Genomic DNA, 15,246 nt, shown 5'->3' with positions numbered 1-15,246 from the left:
GCCCGCCCGACTACTCTGGAGGGTCGAGCGATCCCCCCTGTCAGGAGAGAAATGGCCGTCAACCTGGTCAATGTCGAGAACGTCAGCAAGGTGTACGGCACCCGTGCCCTGCTCGACGGTGTCTCGCTCGGCGTCTCCGAGGGCGATCGCATCGGCGTCGTGGGCCGCAACGGCGACGGCAAGACGACCCTGATCCGCATGCTGGCCAAGGTGGAGGAGGCCGACACCGGCCGGGTCACCCACTCCGGCGGACTGCGGCTCGGCGTGCTCACGCAGCACGACTCGCTCGACCCCCAGGCGACCGTCCGGCACGAGGTCATCCGGGACATGGCCGACCACGAGTGGGCCGGCAACGCCAAGATCCGCGATGTGCTCACCGGGCTGTTCGGCGGGCTCGACCTGCCCGGCTTCCCGCAGGGCCTCGACACCGTCATCGCCCCGCTCTCCGGCGGCGAGCGGCGGCGCATCGCGCTCGCCAAGCTGCTCATCGAGGACCAGGACCTGATCGTCCTCGACGAGCCCACCAACCACCTCGACGTCGAGGGCATCGCCTGGCTCGCCCAGCACCTGCGCGAACGCCGCTCGGCCCTCGTCTGCGTCACGCACGACCGCTGGTTCCTCGACCAGGTCTGCACCCGCATGTGGGACGTCCAGCGCGGCGACGTCTTCGAGTACGAGGGCGGCTACTCCGACTACGTCTTCGCCCGCGCCGAGCGCGAACGCATCGCCGCCACCGAGGAGGTCAAGCGGCAGAACCTCGTCCGCAAGGAGCTGGCGTGGCTGCGCCGCGGCGCCCCCGCACGCACGTCCAAGCCGCGCTTCCGGGTCGAGGCGGCCAACGAGCTCATCAAGGACGTACCGCCGCCCCGGGACAGCAGCGAGCTGATGAAGTTCGCCTCGTCCCGGCTCGGCAAGACGGTCTTCGACCTGGAGGACGTGACCGTCCAGGCCGGTCCCAAGATGCTGCTCAAGCATGTGACCTGGCAGCTCGGGCCCGGCGACCGCATCGGTCTCGTCGGGGTCAACGGCGCCGGGAAGACGTCGCTGCTGCGCGCCATGGCCGAGGCGGCGCGGACCGAGGGCGAGGCGCAGCCGGCCGGCGGGCGGATCGCCGTCGGCAAGACCGTCAAGCTCGCCTATCTGTCCCAGGAGGTCGCCGAGCTCGACCCGAACTGGCGTGTCCTGGAAGCCGTTCAGGCGGTGCGCGAGCGCGTGGACCTCGGCAAGGGCCGCGAGATGACCGCAGGGCAGCTGTGCGAGACGTTCGGCTTCGGCAAGGAGAAGCAGTGGACGCCGGTCGGTGACCTGTCCGGTGGTGAGCGCCGTCGCCTGCAGTTGCTGCGCCTGCTCATGGACGAGCCCAACGTCCTCTTCCTCGACGAGCCCACCAACGACCTCGACATCGAGACCCTGACCCAGCTGGAGGACGTCCTCGACGGCTGGCCGGGCTCGATGATCGTCATCTCCCACGACCGGTTCTTCGTCGAGCGCACCACGGACCGCGTCTTCGCCCTGCTCGGCGACGCCACCCTGCGGATGCTCCCGCGCGGCATCGACGAGTACCTGGAGCGCCGCCACCGCATGGAGGCTCAGGTCGCCGCCGCGGCCGCCCCCGCCCCGGCCGCCGACAGGGCCGTACCGGAGAAGAGCGCCGCCGACCAACGCGCCGCCAAGAAGGAGCTGCAGAAGATCGAGCGGCAGCTCGACAAGCTCTCCGAGCGGGAGACCAAGCTGCACGCCCAGATCGCCGAGCACGCCACCGACTTCGCGAAGGTCGCCGAACTCGACGCCGAACTGCGCGACTTGGCAGGTCAGCGGGACGAACTGGAACTGCGCTGGCTGGAGCTGGCCGAGGACGCGTAGCACCGGCGGCATCGGCCCGCGCGCCTCGGGAACCCGGGGTGGACGCGGGCCGGTGCGTCGTCCGCGCCGGGTGGTAGAAAGACTTGCTCGCCAACAGGCCGAGAACCGCTGGTGTGGCGGATTTACGACGGCGCAGGAGTGGCGGCACATCAGTTCGCGAGGGGAGAGCCGCGTATGACCCAGCCACCGCAGCAGGGTGGCTACGGTGGGCCCCCCACGCCGCCGAGGCCTCCCCTGCCGCCCGTGCTGCCTCCGCCGCCTGCCGGATACGGCGGCCCCTGCGGTCAGCCCGGCTTGCAGCCCGGTCCGCAGTCCGGTCCTTACGGTCAGCCGCAGGACCCGTACGACTACGACTGGAACTCCGGTTACGGCGCCCAGCAGGCGCCCCCGCCGTCGCACCCCCCGCTCGCCGGGCCCGGTGGCGCCGGTGGCGGCGGGCGCAGGCCCAAGGGGTGGTGGGCCGTCGCCGTCGCGGCGGTCGTGGCGATCGCGCTGATCATCGGCGGTGGTGTCCTGTACGCGGACTCCGGTGACGAGGCCGCGAAAAACGACACGGCCGGCGTCGGCGGCGGCACCGGCAAGGCGGTCGGCGAGGGCGACAACCCGACGTCCCGGGGCAGCGAGAAGGTGCCCGCCAACCCCGCCGCGAGGGTCCTCTTCCAGGTGCCCTCGCCCAAGGCCGGGGGCGCCGGCGGGGGCGCCGTTCCCGGCTCGTGGCTGACCGGGAAGGCGTACGTCAAGACCGGCGTCGCCGAGATCACCGGCTACGACCCGGACAAGGGCACCGAGTCGTGGACGATCCCGCTGCCCGGCCCGGTGTGCGCGGTCACCGACCACACCACCGAGGACGGCCTGACGGCGATCGTCCACGAGTCCGCGATGCCGACCAAGGCGAAGCCGACGCACGGCTGCACCCAGGTCTCCGCGATCGACCTCGACGCCGGCCGGAAGCTGTGGACCGGCTCCGCCCTGCGCGGCCGCCAACCCATCCGGTTCGACAACGTCACCATCAGCGCGCACACCGTCGCCGCCGGCGGGGCGGCCGGGGGCGCCGCGTTCGACATCGCCTCGGGCGCGTCGCTGTGGACGCCGAAGGCGAGCGACACCTGCTACGACGCCGGGTACGGCGGCGGTGCGAAGCTGGTGGCGGTGCGCAAGTGCCGGACGTCCGGCGGGCTCCAACTGCACATCCAGACCATCGACCCGGCGACCGGGAAGGTGATCTCGGCGTACCGGATGGCCGACGGCGTCGAACAGGTCGGCATCGTCTCGACCGACCCGCTGGTCGTCGCCGCGAACGCCGGCGGTAGCGCGGGTGGCGGCAGCGCGGACGGTGGCAGCGGCATCTCGGAGTACTTCTCCCTCGACAACCGGACCGGCAAGCTGCGTACGCGGATCTCGGCGCCGGCCGAGCGGTACACGGCCGTGTGCGACGTCCTCCGCGGGATCGAGCGGTGCACGCAGTCGGCGGTCGGCAAGGACCGGCTGTACCTGCCGACGAAGGCACATGACGGCGGCGGCGGTTCCGGACAGACCAACGAGATCGTCGCGTTCGACCTCACCACCGGCAGGCAGACCGGCCAGCGTACGGCCGCGGGCGAGGGCTATGTGATCGTGCCGCTGCGGATGGACGGCGGCAATCTGCTCGCCTACAAGCGGTCGCCGAGCGCCGCCCGGAGCGGGCGGGTCGTCAGCATCGACGGTGTCACCTTCGAGCAGACCGCGTTGCTGGAGAATCCGGCCACGCAGGCCGTGCGCGAGGCCGAGGCGGGCCTGCCTCCGGAGCGCGCCGAGTACCTCTACGCGCAGGGGCGTCTGTACATCTCGGCGGTGCGGGCGAGCGGATCGGCGAGCCCGGCCGCGAAGGAGTACCTGGTGATCGCGTTCGGCACGGGTGCCTGAAGGGCGAATGACGGTCGACCGACGGGTGCCCAAGGGGGGCGTGGGGGCGTACTGCCCGTCGTCCGCGAATGCGCGGAACGCCAGAAATTCCGCCGTTCCGGGGCACTTCTCACCGGTAGGGGGAGCGCAATGTCGAACAAGCGTGTAGCTTCCGGGGGCATGAAAGGCGGGGGAGCCGGGAGGGGGCTTCTGTCCGCGCGGACCAGTGGGCATCCATAGTGGGGCGTCCGGATCGGCGGAGCCGGTCCTGGGTATTGATGGAGATCCATTGGGGGGACTGGGGGGTTGCTCGATGGGAGTGCGGCTCATGGTGGTCGACGACCACCGATTGCTCGCCGAGGCGCTGGCCTCGGCACTGAAACTGAGGGGGCACCGGGTGCTGGCCGCGGCGGCGCCCGCCGCGGGGGCGGCGGAACTGGTGATCACGCGGGCGCCCGAGGTGTGCCTGCTGGGGACGGCGACACCGGCCGAGCCGGGCATATTCGACCCGGTGGTGAAGATCAAGCGGGAGCGCCCGCAGGTGGCGGTGCTCGTCCTGGGCCCGGTGCCGAGCCCGCGCGGCATAGCGGCGGCGTTCGCGGCGGGCGCCTCCGGCTATGTCCGGCACGACGAGCGCATAGAGGGCGTCGAACGGGCGATCATGAAGGCCCGGGCGGGCGAGGCGGCGGTGGCCCCGCAGTTGCTCCAGGGCGCGTTCAGCGAACTCCTCAACCCGGCCGCCCAACCGGACGACGAAGGCCAGCGACTGCTGCAGATGCTCACCCCGCGCGAGGTCGAGGTCCTGGTCCGCGTCGCCGACGGTGAGGACACCCGCCTGATCGCCGCGGGCATGGGCATCGCCCCCTCGACGGCCCGTACCCATGTCCAGCGGGTGCTGATGAAACTGGGGGTCGGTTCGAGACTGGAGGCGGCGGCGCTGGCGGCGCGGACGGGGTTGCTGGATCGGGCGGGGCCTGTGCCGCACTCGGCCCCGGATGCGGGTCCAGGGCTGGGGCCCTGACCGAAGAGCCCAGGTTCCTTCCAGGGGAGAATCGCCCGCATGAAGAGCGATCTCCCAGTGCACCAGAGCGCCCCGCCCCCCACCGCCCCCCGCGCCGTCGACGACCCGCAGACCCAGTCCGTCCTCGTGGCGACATGGCGACGCGGGTTGGTTCGGCTGGTGGTGTGGGGCGTTGTGTGGGCGCTGCTGACTCTGGCCGTCGTCGTCATCCGGGACCGGGATCTGGAGACCGTGCGGGCTGTCTTCCTGCTGCTGATGTTCGTCAGTCTTCGTCCCTTGGCGCTGGCCTCTCTCTCGATGCAGTGCGTGCGGGCGATCGACACGACGCTGGGTGGCCACCCCTGGCAGTACTGCACCTCGGTGCGCAGGGTCCGGGGGGCCCGGGTGCGCGGTGGAATCGCCGTGCAGGCGAAGGTCGGTGACGGTGCGGACGACTGGACGCCGGTGATGAAGGCGCGGGCTCCGTTCCGGTGGCGGCGGTGGACGGCGGAGTTGGAGAACGGCGCCTGGTTCGCGGGGGATGTGCGGCGGGGTGGGGTTCTCGCCCTGCCCGGTGGGCGAGCTCTGACGCTGGTGACCGTCGCTGGTCGATGAACGCGTACGGGGCCGGGGTCCCGGCGGACCTCGGCCCCGTACACGTCGGGGGTCGGCGCCTGGCCGCTACTCGGTGGGCCCGCCTCCCGGCGCGGCGCCCGCGTCGACGTCCGGCGGCGGCGGAGCCGTGGGCCTCAGCTTCAGCCACGCCAGGAAGAACAGGCCGAGCAGCAGCATGCCGAGGCCGGTCCAGAGGTTGATGTTGATGCCCTCGGCCTTGTCGATCGCGGCGTCGTCGTCGGTGAGGCCGACGATCGTGACGATCACGCCGTAGATCACGAAGAGGCCGCCGATGATGCGCCGGATGTCGAAGAGCCGGGCGGCTGTCGCGGACTTCCCCTCCAGCTCGGTGACTTCCCGCTGGACGTCCTTCTCGGAGTACCCGTGGCGCGCGGAGTGCTCGGGGTGGTCCGGGTTCGCGGAGCGGTCGGAGTGGTCGGAGTTCTCTGTCATGGGTCTCTCAACCTCCGGTCGTCAGAAGGAGAACGGGATGTAGCAGGCGGCCGCCAGCACGATCGCTCCCCAGCCCAGCAGTGCCGGCTTGCGGTACCAGGCCTCGTCGCCCGGTGCCGGCGGCTCGGCCATGCCGGGGGAGCGGGTGCCGTAGACCAGCCCCTGGAGTTCCTCCGTCGGCTTCGGTGCCGTGAAGAGCGAGACGGCGACCATGACGACCCCGCCGGCCACGAAGCCCGCGATCGCGGAGACGAAGTTCGCGCCCTGGTCGGAGGGGATGGAGATGATGTCCTGTTTGTAGAAGACGAAGTAGTTGACCATCGCTGCCGTCGTGCCGGCCAGCAGGCCCCAGAAGCCCGACTTCATCGACGCCCGCTTCCAGAACATGCCGACGATGAAGACCACGAACATCGGCACGTTGAAGAAGGAGAACAGGGTCTGCAGGTAGCTCATGATGTTGGAGAAGGAGGACGCCAGGAACGCCGTGCCGATCGACGCCAGCACGCCGATCGCCGTGATCAGGCGGCCGAAGCGGACGTAGTACCCGTCCTCGCGGTCCGTCACCACGTACTTCGCCCAGATGTCGGTGGTGAACACCGTGTTGAAGGACGACACGTTCGCCGCCATGCCCGCCATGAAGGCGGCCAGCAGACCGGTCACCGCGATGCCCAGCACGCCGTTCGGCAGCAGCCCCTCCATCAGGTACGGGATGGCGTCGTTGTACTGGTAGCCCGACTCCTTGGTGCCGAAGCCCGGGATCAGGGCCGCGGCCGCCAGCCCCGGGATCATCACCAGGAACACGATGAAGATCTTCGGGAACGCCGCGATCAGCGGGGTGCGCTGGGCGGCTGAGAGGTTCTTCGCGGAGAGCGCGCGCTGGACCTCGGCGAAGTTCGTCGTCCAGTAGCCGAAGGACAGCACGAAGCCGAGGCCGAGCACGATGGTCAGCCAGTTCGCGCCCAGCGGGTTCGCCTCGCCGATGCCCGTGCCGCCCCAGGCCGTGACGAAGTCGTCGCCGTGGGTCTGGGTCAGCTTGTCGCTCAGGCCGTCCCAGCCGCCCACCTTCTTCAGGGACAGCACCGTGATGGGGATGAGGGCCGCCAGGATCACGAAGAACTGCAGGACCTCGTTGTAGATCGCGGAGGACAGTCCGCCGAGGGTGATGTACGCGAGCACGAAGAATCCCGCGACCACGATCGCCACCCACTGGGGCCAGCCCAGCAGGGCCTCCACCACGATCGCCAGGGCGTAGAGGTTCACACCGGCGATCAGGATCGCGGCGAAGGCGAACAGGATCGAACTGAGCAGGTGCGCCCCCTTGTCGAAGCGCAGGAGCAGGAACTCCGGGACCGAGCGGACCTTGCTGCCGTAGTAGAAGGGCATCATCACCAGGCCGAGGAAGACCATGGCCGGGATGGCGCCGATCCAGTACCAGTGCACGGTGTAGGCGCCGTACTGCGCGCTGTTCGCCGCCATGCCCAGGATCTCGGTGGCGGCCAGGTTGGCGGAGATGAACGCGAGGCCGGTGACCCAGGCGGGCAGGGAGCGGCCCGAGAGGAAGAAGTCGAGGCTGGTCTTCACCGAGCGGCGGGCGGCGAAGCCGATGCCCAGCACGACGACGAAGTAGATACCGAGGAGCGTGTAGTCGAGCCAGTTCGTGGGGAGCCGTAGCTCGGCGGCGAGAAGGGTGGGGGAGTTTGTGGGGGTTTGTGTGGGGGTGTGCATATGTACTCGCTTCGTTTGGCGAACCGATACAGCGCGGAACCTACGCCCCTGCGTTCAGCAATTGAACACGTCGTGTGACGCTCTTTGTTTGATTGTGATGTTGACTGTCGTGGTGAGTTGTGTTTCCCTATGTTTAGTTCTGTTTGATGGAGGCTCGGAGAAGACGCGGTGAAGTCTCGAGAGTCTCGGAAGGCCTGAGTGGCTCGAATGGAGTCCGGCGTGAAGAAGACCTCGACCCGGCTGGCCGACGGTCGCGAGCTCATCTACTACGACCTGCGTGACGACGCCGTACGGGACGCGGTCGACAGCCGCCCCCTGGACCGGACCGTCACGACGTCCGAGGTCCGTCACGACGTACTGCTCGGCGACCGTGTCGCCATCGCCTCGCACCGGCAGGGGCGGACGTACCACCCGCCGGCCGACCAGTGCCCGCTGTGCCCCTCCGAGGGCGACCGCCTCAGCGAGATCCCGGACTCGTCGTACGACGCCGTCGTCTTCGAGAACCGCTTCCCCTCGCTCGCCGGCGACTCCGGGCGCTGCGAGGTCGTCTGCTTCACCTCCGACCACAACGCGTCCTTCGCCGACCTGACCGAGGAGCAGGCCCGGCTCGTCCTCGACGCATGGACCGACCGGACCTCCGAACTGTCGTCCCTGCCCTCCGTCGAGCAGGTGTTCTGCTTCGAGAACCGCGGCGCCGAGATCGGTGTAACCCTCGGCCATCCGCACGGGCAGATCTACGCCTACCCCTTCACCACCCCGCGCACCGCCCTGATGCTGCGCTCCCTCGCCGCGCACAAGGACGCCACCGGCGGCGAGAACCTCTTCGACGCCGTCGTGGAGCGTGAACTCGCCGACGAGCGGGTCGTCCTGGAGAGTGAACACTGGGTGGCCTTCGTGCCGTACGCCGCGCACTGGCCGTACGAGGTCCACCTGTACCCCAAGCGCCGCGTGCCCGATCTGCTCGCCCTCGACGAGGACGCGCGCACAGAGTTCCCCAAGGTGTATCTGGAACTCTTGAGGCGCTTCGACCGGATCTTCGACGAGGGGAATGGAGGGGAAGGCTCCGCGGGCGAGCCTCCGACGCCGTACATCGCCGCCTGGCACCAGGCGCCGTTCGGGCAGCTGGAGGACTTCGAGGGCGTCGTCCGTGAGGACTTCGCGCTTCACCTCGAGCTTTTCACCATCCGCCGCACTTCCGGCAAGCTGAAGTTCCTCGCGGGTTCCGAATCCGGCATGAGCGTGTTCATCAACGATGTGCCGCCGGAGCGCGCGGCCGAGCGACTGCGAGAGGTAGCGAGTACATGAGTGGGAAGTTTCTGGTCACCGGTGGCGCGGGCTACGTCGGCAGCGTGGTCGCGCAGCACCTGATCGAGGCCGGCGAGGAGGTCGTCGTCCTGGACAACCTCTCCACCGGCTTCCGTGAGGGTGTGCCGTCCGGGGCGTCCTTCATCGAGGGCGACATCCGCGACGCCGCCAAGTGGCTGGACTCCTCCTTCGACGCGGTGCTGCACTTCGCCGCGTTCTCGCAGGTCGGCGAGTCGGTCGTGAAGCCCGAGAAGTACTGGGACAACAACGTCGGCGGCACCATGGCGCTGCTCGGCGCGATGCGCGAGGCGGGCGTGCGCAAGCTCGTCTTCTCCTCCACGGCGGCCACGTACGGCGAGCCGAAGGAGGTGCCGATCGTCGAGTCGGCGCCGACGCGGCCGACCAACCCGTACGGCGCCTCGAAGCTCGCCGTCGACCACATGATCACCGGCGAGGCGGCGGCACACGGCCTGGGCGCGGTCAGCCTGCGCTACTTCAACGTCGCGGGCGCCTACGGCGAGCAGGGCGAGCGCCACGACCCCGAGTCGCACCTCATCCCGCTCGTCCTTCAGGTCGCCCAGGGCAGGCGCGACGCGATCTCCGTCTTCGGCGACGACTACCCCACGGCGGACGGCACCTGCGTGCGCGACTACATCCACGTCGCCGACCTGGCCGACGCCCACCTGCTGGCGCTCAAGGCCGCCCAGCCGGGCGAGCACCTGATCTGCAACCTCGGCAACGGCAACGGCTTCTCCGTGCGCGAGGTCATCGAGACCGTCCGCCAGGTCACCGGGCACCCGATCCCCGAGGTCGTGGCCCCGCGCCGCGGCGGCGACCCGGCGGTCCTGGTCGCCTCCGCCGACACCGCCCGCGAGCGGCTCGGCTGGAACCCGTCCCGCGCGGACCTTGCGGGGATCGTCGCGGACGCGTGGGAGTTCGCGCAGCGGCGCGCAGGTTAAGTTCTACGACCGGCACGGCCGGCCGTAGGTTCTACGGCTGTGCGGCCGGTCAACTCACCGGCCGACAGGGCCGGTTCAGCACGGAAGGTCAGGGTCAGGGGATGAGCGTCGACACGGCAGCCGCGGTCGCCGAGCGGTTCAAGGAGCTGTACGGGGCCGAGCCGGAGGGGGTGTGGGCCGCGCCGGGCCGGGTCAACCTGATCGGCGAGCACACCGACTACAACGACGGCTTCGTCATGCCGTTCGCGCTGCCGCACACGGCGGTCGCGGCGGTCTCACGGCGCAGGGACGGCGTCCTGCGGCTGCACTCGGCGGACGTCGAGGGCGGTGTGGTGGAGCTGCGGCTCGACGACCTCGCGCCCGAGTCGGACAAGGCCTGGACGGCATACCCGTCGGGCGTCGTCTGGGCCCTGCGCCAGGCCGGCCACGCGGTGACCGGCGCCGACATCCACCTGGCCTCGACGGTCCCCGCGGGTGCGGGCCTGTCGTCGTCGGCGGCCCTGGAGGTCGTCGTCGCGCTCGCCCTCAACGACCTGTACGACCTGGGCCAGAGGGGCTGGCAGCTGGCCCGTCTGTGCCAGCGCGCGGAGAACGTCTACGTCGGCGCCCCGGTCGGCATCATGGACCAGACGGCGTCCGCGTGCTGCGAGGCCGGCCACGCCCTGTTCCTCGACACCCGCGACCTCTCCCAGAAGCAGATCCCCTTCGACCTGGCCGCCGAGGGCATGCGCCTGCTGGTCGTCGACACCCAGGTCAAGCACTCCCACAGCGAGGGCGAGTACGGCAAGCGCCGCGCGGGCTGCGAGAAGGGCGCCGCGCTGCTGGGCGTCGACGCGCTCAGGGACGTCGCCTACGACGACCTGGACACGGCGCTGGACCGGCTCGGCGACGACGAGGAGGTACGCCGCCTGGTGCGTCACGTCGTCACCGAGGACCAGCGCGTCGAGCGGGTCGTCTCCCTGCTGGAGTCGGGCGAGACGCGGGCGATCGGCCCGGTGCTGGTCGAGGGCCACGCCTCTCTGCGGGACGACTTCCGCATCTCCTGCGCCGAACTCGACCTGGTCGTGGACACCGCGCTGGCAGCCGGCGCGCTCGGCGCCCGCATGACCGGCGGCGGCTTCGGCGGCTCGGCGATCGTGCTGGCGCAGGAGGCCGACGTCGAGACCATCACTAAGGCGGTCGAGGACGCCTTCGCCTCCGCCGGATTCACCGCGCCCCGCGTGTTCGAGGCGGTGCCGGCGGCGGGGGCGCGGCGGGTGGGCTAGGTATAAAACTGCCGGACGTTGTTGACACCTGGGTCTCCGATCACTACGGAGATCTGGCATGCCCCCTTCAGTCAGACAGCAGCAGGACCGCCAAGCCCATCGACGCCTGGACGCCCCGGGGCTCACCCCAGCCGTTTGATGAGGGTGTACTCCGTGATCCCCGGCGGATAGTCCGGGATCACACACACCACGTCGTACCCCTGCCTCTTGTAGAACTCCGGCGCCTGGAAGTCCCAGGTCTCCAGGCGTACGGCGGTGCAGCCCCGTTCGCCGTGGGCCGTGCGCTCCGCGCGTGCGAGCAAATGCGAACCGAGACCGGCACCGCGGTGGCGTTCGTCGACCCAGAGGTAGGTGACATGGAGCCAAGTGGTCCACGTGTGACCGACCAGCCCGCCGGCCACGGCCCCCGAGTCGTCCAACGCCCATACCTGGAGCGGGAGTTCGCGTTCACCAGGGGTTCCGCGCAGGGCGCGGAGGATGGGGGAGGCCGCGGTGTTGGTGTCCCGCAGCCGCCGGCGGAGCAGATCCTGCCGTGATTTGTCGACTTCTGTCTCCAGACGAAACATGCGGCTCACCATAAACGCGTCAGCCAACCAGTTCTGCAAATTACCTTCCGCTCCTGCCACCCGGCCGTACTCTGATGAGCAGCACCGGTGGGGGCCGGTGCTGATCAGGGGGCGAGACAGGTCGGGTATGACGCCCGAAGTGGGGGTAGCAGTTCTTGCACGGCGGCGGCCGTGCGGCCATCCGCGCTTCGGGCGTCGTGCCCGCGACGGTGTTCGTCTCCCGGTGTCGTCCTTTGACGATGGGGTATCCCCTGCTCTTCGAGAGCTTGGGGAAGGGGGTTTCGTGGTTCGCATCCGAGTCCTGGTCGTCGACGACCATCGCATCTTCGCCGAGTCGCTCGCCGCCGCCCTGGCCGCCGAGCCCGACGTCGACGTCTCCGCCGCGGGCAGCGGTCCGGCCGCGCTACGCAGTCTGGAGCGCGCGGCGGCCGAGGGGCGCCGGTTCGACGTGCTGCTCGTCGACGCCGACCTGGGTGGCAACGTGCCGGGCGTCCGGCCGGCCGTGCCCGTTCAGGAGGTGGGCGAGGACGGGCTGGTGGACGGCATCTCGCTGGTCGCCGGGGTCCGTTCCGGGCAGCCTGCCGTACGGATCGTCGTCCTCGCCGAGAAGGACGATCCGCGCCGGGCCGCGCTCGCCCTGCAGGCCGGGGCGTCCGGCTGGGTGGCCAAGGACTGCTCGCTGTCCCGGCTGCTCACCGTCATCCGCGGTGTCCTGCGCGACGAGACCCATCTGCCGCCCGCCCTGCTCACGGGCGTCCTGCGGGAGTTGACGGCCGCGCGCAAGCACCGCACCGAGAGCGAACGGCTGGTCGAGTCGCTGACGCCGAGGGAGCGGGAAGTCCTGCGGTGCATGGTGGCGGGGCTGGGGCGCAAGGCCGTCGCCGAGCGCCTGTATCTCTCCCCGCACACCGTCCGCACCCATATGCAGAACGTCCTGGGCAAGCTGGGCGTCCACTCGACACTGGCCGCGGTCGCGCTCGCGAGGCGGGCGGGCGTCGGCCCGGTGGATCTAGGTCCCGCCGGACGGATCTTGCCGGAGGAAAGCAGCAGCGCGTGATCGAGGCCGCTGGGCGGCAGCGCCCCTTTTTCAGGGGCGCGGGGCTGTATCGATGTGCGGCTCCGCCGCGTGGGCGCGACCAGCCACGACGGCGCCGCAGACAACCACCGACACAAGCCGGCGCCACCAGCGGAACGCCTACCCGGGGATGTTGTCGAAAGGCGCCGTCAGCTGACGCAGCAGACCGGCCAGTTCGCCCCGCTGTGCCCGGGAGAGCTCGGAGAGAATCGCGCGCTCCTGGTCCAGCAGACCGGCGAGCGCCTGGTCCGCGCGGTCGCGCCCCTCGTCCGTGAGCCGGACGAGGACCCCGCGCCGGTCGCTTGGGTCGGGGAGGCGTTCCACCAGGCCCTTCTTGGCCAGGCGGTCGATGCGGTTCGTCATCGTGCCCGAGGTGACCAGGGTCTGCGTCAGCAGTTGCCCCGGGGAGAGCTGGTACGGCGTTCCCGCGCGCCTGAGCGCGGTCAGCACGTCGAACTCCCAGGGCTCCAGGCTGTGCTCGGAGAAGGCCAGCCGGCGTGCGCGGTCCAGATGCCGGGCGAGTCTGCTCACCCGGCTGAGCACCTCGAGCGGTTCCACGTCGAGGTCCGGGCGCTCCCGGCGCCACGCTGCGACCAGCCGATCGACCTCGTCCTCCATGACGATCAGTGTAGTGGTTGTGTCGATGTGAAGTCTCTTGATGTCGATTCTCTTGACGTCAAGAGACTTCGGGGGGCAGGCTGGAGAGCGAGAGACGACAGGAGGCCCCCACCATGTCCGCTGCCGCCGCCCCCACCTGGGACCCCGCCCAGTACCTGCGCCACGCCGGCCACCGCGCCCGTCCCTTCGCCGACCTCCTCGCCCGCGTCCCCGACCTCCCCGCGCAACCGTCCGGGGGGCGCCCCCGCATCGCCGACCTCGGCTGCGGCCCCGGCAACGTCACCGCCCTGCTCGCCCAGCGCTGGCCCACCGCCCACATCACCGGCTACGACAACTCCGTCGACATGCTCGACCAGGCCCACGTCGAGCACGAGGGTCCGACAGCGGGTGGCGGCCGCCTCGACTTCGCCCACGCCGACGTACGCACGTGGACGCCCGAGGAGCCGTACGACCTGATCGTCAGCAACGCCACGCTGCAATGGGTGCCGGGTCACGCGGACCGCTTCGCGGACTGGCTGCGGGCCGTGCGCCCCGGCGGCACCTTCGCCTTCCAGGTCCCCGGCAACTTCGACGCCCCCAGCCACCGCCTGATGCGCGACCTCGCCCCCCGGTACGGCCTCGGCGACACCCTGCGCCACGAGGACGCCGTGCTCACCCCGCGGGACTACCTGGCCCGGCTCACCGACCTGGGCTGCGCGGCGGACGTGTGGGAGACGACGTACGTCCACCTCCTGACCGGCGAGGATCCGGTGCTGGACTGGGTGAAGGGGACGGGGTTGCGCCCGGTCCTGACGGCGCTCGCCGACGCCCCGGACCAGCGGGAGGCCTTCCTCAGCGACTACCGGGCGGCCCTGCGCGAGGCCTATCCGGCCACCGCGCACGGCACGCCCTTCCCGTTCCGCCGGATCTTCGCCGTGGCCCACAAGGAGGCGTGATGATCACCGCCGTCGACCACGTCCTGCTCGCGGCCCCGCCCGGCTCGGAGGAACGGCTGCGGACGTACTACACGGGCGTCCTGGGCATGACCGAGATCCCCAAGCCACCCGGCCTCGCCGTGCGCGGAGGCTGCTGGTTCCAGGCGGGCGCCGTACAACTGCACCTCGGCATCGAAGAGAACTACCGACCCCCGAAGAAGGCCCACCCCGGGCTGCGGGTCACCGGAATCGAGACGTACGCCGCCCGGCTGGCGGCCCGGGGAGCGATCGTCACCTGGGACGAGGACCTGCCGGGACACCGACGGTTCTACTCGTACGACCCGGTGGGCAACCGGCTGGAGTTCCTGGAGCCGGTGGCGTTCAGGACGTGCGGCCCAGGTGGGTGACGAGGATGTGGATCACTTCGTCGTCGATGACGTAGAGGACGCGGTAATCGCCTACGCGCAGGCGCCGGATGTCGACGCCGTAGGCGACGGAGTTGATGGGGCGCGGCGTCTCGGCGAGGGTGCCCACGGCTTCGTAGACCGCAGCGAGTCCGGTCGGGTCGTCCTTGAGGAACCGGACGGCTGCGTTCGTCGCGCTCGGCTCCCAGATGATGCGGTAGGTCACGGGCGCAGCCCCAGAATGCGTCCGACTTCCTCGTGGGGGATGCCCTCGCCGAGCGTGCCCTCAGCCTTGCGCCGCTGATAGTCCGCGACGGCGAGGGCGTCTTCGAGATCCTCTATCACCTGCGGTGAGACGAGCAGTGCGGCCACGTGCCCGTGGTCGGTGATGGCGATGGTCTCGCGGCTGTGCGCCGCGCGGCGGACCAGGTCGCCGAGCTGGGAACGGGCTGCGCTGATCGTGATCTCAGTCATGGGCACATGGTTCCACAAGATGCATCCAGTGGTCGATTGATGTCACCGTTTCGGGTGATGGTCGCCGTTGGAGCCCGTGACCGGAGAGCCCATGGCCGCTGTTTGAGTGCGACGGCGGAGGGTCACCCG

Annotated in this window: 16 protein-coding genes; 10 read left to right on the top strand and 6 right to left on the bottom strand. The window is 70.4% G+C overall.

Annotation, left to right across the window (positions count from 1 at the left end; all coding sequences use genetic code 11):
* Nucleotides 1-51 precede the first annotated feature (51 nt).
* From EJ357_RS18975 to EJ357_RS18960, 4 genes are all read left to right on the top strand, one after another.
* Nucleotides 52-1,863: an ABC-F family ATP-binding cassette domain-containing protein gene (locus EJ357_RS18975; RefSeq protein ID WP_126392808.1), complete on the top strand. Its 1,812-nt coding sequence runs from the start codon at nucleotides 52-54 to the stop codon at nucleotides 1,861-1,863.
* Between the two features lie 174 nt (nucleotides 1,864-2,037).
* Nucleotides 2,038-3,765 (top strand): outer membrane protein assembly factor BamB family protein, encoded by a 1,728-nt coding sequence (locus tag EJ357_RS18970; RefSeq protein WP_126392807.1) that lies wholly within the window; start codon nucleotides 2,038-2,040, stop codon nucleotides 3,763-3,765.
* A 307-nt stretch (nucleotides 3,766-4,072) separates the two neighbouring features.
* Complete coding sequence (locus EJ357_RS18965; RefSeq protein ID WP_228473093.1) at nucleotides 4,073-4,765, top strand: helix-turn-helix transcriptional regulator; 693 nt, start codon at nucleotides 4,073-4,075, stop codon at nucleotides 4,763-4,765.
* 39 nt (nucleotides 4,766-4,804) lie between these two features.
* On the top strand, nucleotides 4,805-5,359 hold the full coding sequence (locus tag EJ357_RS18960; protein WP_126392805.1) for a PH domain-containing protein: 555 nt from the start codon (nucleotides 4,805-4,807) through the stop codon (nucleotides 5,357-5,359).
* 66 nt (nucleotides 5,360-5,425) lie between these two features.
* On the opposite strand, the gene EJ357_RS18955 is transcribed toward EJ357_RS18960, so the two are convergent.
* Entirely contained in the window at nucleotides 5,426-5,812 is a 387-nt protein-coding gene (locus EJ357_RS18955; protein ID WP_126392804.1) for a hypothetical protein, read from the bottom strand.
* A 21-nt stretch (nucleotides 5,813-5,833) separates the two neighbouring features.
* Nucleotides 5,834-7,537 carry a sodium:solute symporter family protein gene (locus EJ357_RS18950; RefSeq protein WP_126392803.1) on the bottom strand — a complete coding sequence of 568 codons (1,704 nt, stop codon included), beginning with the start codon at nucleotides 7,535-7,537 and terminating at the stop codon, nucleotides 5,834-5,836.
* A 219-nt stretch (nucleotides 7,538-7,756) separates the two neighbouring features.
* Between EJ357_RS18950 and galT the strand changes: the two genes are divergently transcribed.
* The 3 genes from galT (at nucleotide 7,757) to galK (ending at nucleotide 11,066) form a co-directional block, all read left to right on the top strand.
* Nucleotides 7,757-8,842 carry a galactose-1-phosphate uridylyltransferase gene (gene galT, locus EJ357_RS18945; RefSeq protein ID WP_126392802.1) on the top strand — a complete coding sequence of 362 codons (1,086 nt, stop codon included), beginning with the start codon at nucleotides 7,757-7,759 and terminating at the stop codon, nucleotides 8,840-8,842.
* Nucleotides 8,839-9,801, top strand: a complete 963-nt coding sequence (gene galE, locus EJ357_RS18940; RefSeq protein WP_126392801.1) for a UDP-glucose 4-epimerase GalE — start codon at nucleotides 8,839-8,841, stop codon at nucleotides 9,799-9,801. Before galT ends, galE begins: the two co-directional genes overlap by 4 nt.
* A gap of 101 nt (nucleotides 9,802-9,902) precedes the next feature.
* Nucleotides 9,903-11,066, top strand: a complete 1,164-nt coding sequence (gene galK / locus EJ357_RS18935) for a galactokinase (protein WP_126392800.1) — start codon at nucleotides 9,903-9,905, stop codon at nucleotides 11,064-11,066.
* 122 nt (nucleotides 11,067-11,188) lie between these two features.
* On the opposite strand, the gene EJ357_RS18930 is transcribed toward galK, so the two are convergent.
* Nucleotides 11,189-11,644, bottom strand: a complete 456-nt coding sequence (locus tag EJ357_RS18930) for a GNAT family N-acetyltransferase (protein WP_126399654.1) — start codon at nucleotides 11,642-11,644, stop codon at nucleotides 11,189-11,191.
* A 271-nt stretch (nucleotides 11,645-11,915) separates the two neighbouring features.
* Between EJ357_RS18930 and EJ357_RS18925 the strand changes: the two genes are divergently transcribed.
* Nucleotides 11,916-12,689, top strand: coding sequence for a LuxR C-terminal-related transcriptional regulator (locus EJ357_RS18925; RefSeq protein ID WP_126392799.1), 774 nt, complete (start codon nucleotides 11,916-11,918; stop codon nucleotides 12,687-12,689).
* 138 nt (nucleotides 12,690-12,827) lie between these two features.
* Here EJ357_RS18925 and tamR read toward each other — a convergent pair whose 3' ends face one another.
* Nucleotides 12,828-13,325 carry a MarR family transcriptional regulator TamR gene (gene tamR / locus EJ357_RS18920; protein WP_093904744.1) on the bottom strand — a complete coding sequence of 166 codons (498 nt, stop codon included), beginning with the start codon at nucleotides 13,323-13,325 and terminating at the stop codon, nucleotides 12,828-12,830.
* Nucleotides 13,326-13,438: 113 nt separating this feature from the next.
* Between tamR and EJ357_RS18915 the strand changes: the two genes are divergently transcribed.
* Together EJ357_RS18915 and EJ357_RS18910 are read left to right on the top strand one after the other, a co-directional pair.
* Nucleotides 13,439-14,260, top strand: a complete 822-nt coding sequence (locus EJ357_RS18915) for a trans-aconitate 2-methyltransferase (protein WP_126392798.1) — start codon at nucleotides 13,439-13,441, stop codon at nucleotides 14,258-14,260.
* The gene (locus tag EJ357_RS18910) at nucleotides 14,260-14,646 is read left to right on the top strand and encodes a VOC family protein (protein ID WP_126392797.1); all 387 of its coding nucleotides are present in this window, start codon (nucleotides 14,260-14,262) and stop codon (nucleotides 14,644-14,646) included. The genes EJ357_RS18915 and EJ357_RS18910 overlap by 1 nt, the downstream gene beginning before the upstream one ends.
* On the opposite strand, the gene EJ357_RS18905 is transcribed toward EJ357_RS18910, so the two are convergent.
* Nucleotides 14,621-14,869, bottom strand: a complete 249-nt coding sequence (locus EJ357_RS18905) for a type II toxin-antitoxin system RelE family toxin (protein ID WP_126392796.1) — start codon at nucleotides 14,867-14,869, stop codon at nucleotides 14,621-14,623. The genes EJ357_RS18910 and EJ357_RS18905 overlap by 26 nt on opposite strands.
* Nucleotides 14,866-15,117 (bottom strand): type II toxin-antitoxin system Phd/YefM family antitoxin, encoded by a 252-nt coding sequence (locus tag EJ357_RS18900; RefSeq protein ID WP_126392795.1) that lies wholly within the window; start codon nucleotides 15,115-15,117, stop codon nucleotides 14,866-14,868. Before EJ357_RS18900 ends, EJ357_RS18905 begins: the two co-directional genes overlap by 4 nt.
* Nucleotides 15,118-15,246: the final 129 nt, after the last annotated feature.

This window comes from Streptomyces cyaneochromogenes, from assembly GCF_003963535.1.
In the GTDB taxonomy this organism is placed as follows: Bacteria; Actinomycetota; Actinomycetes; order Streptomycetales; family Streptomycetaceae; genus Streptomyces; species Streptomyces shaanxiensis.
Note: the sequence above shows the minus strand (reverse complement) of the source record. Positions and strands in the feature narration are given on the sequence as shown.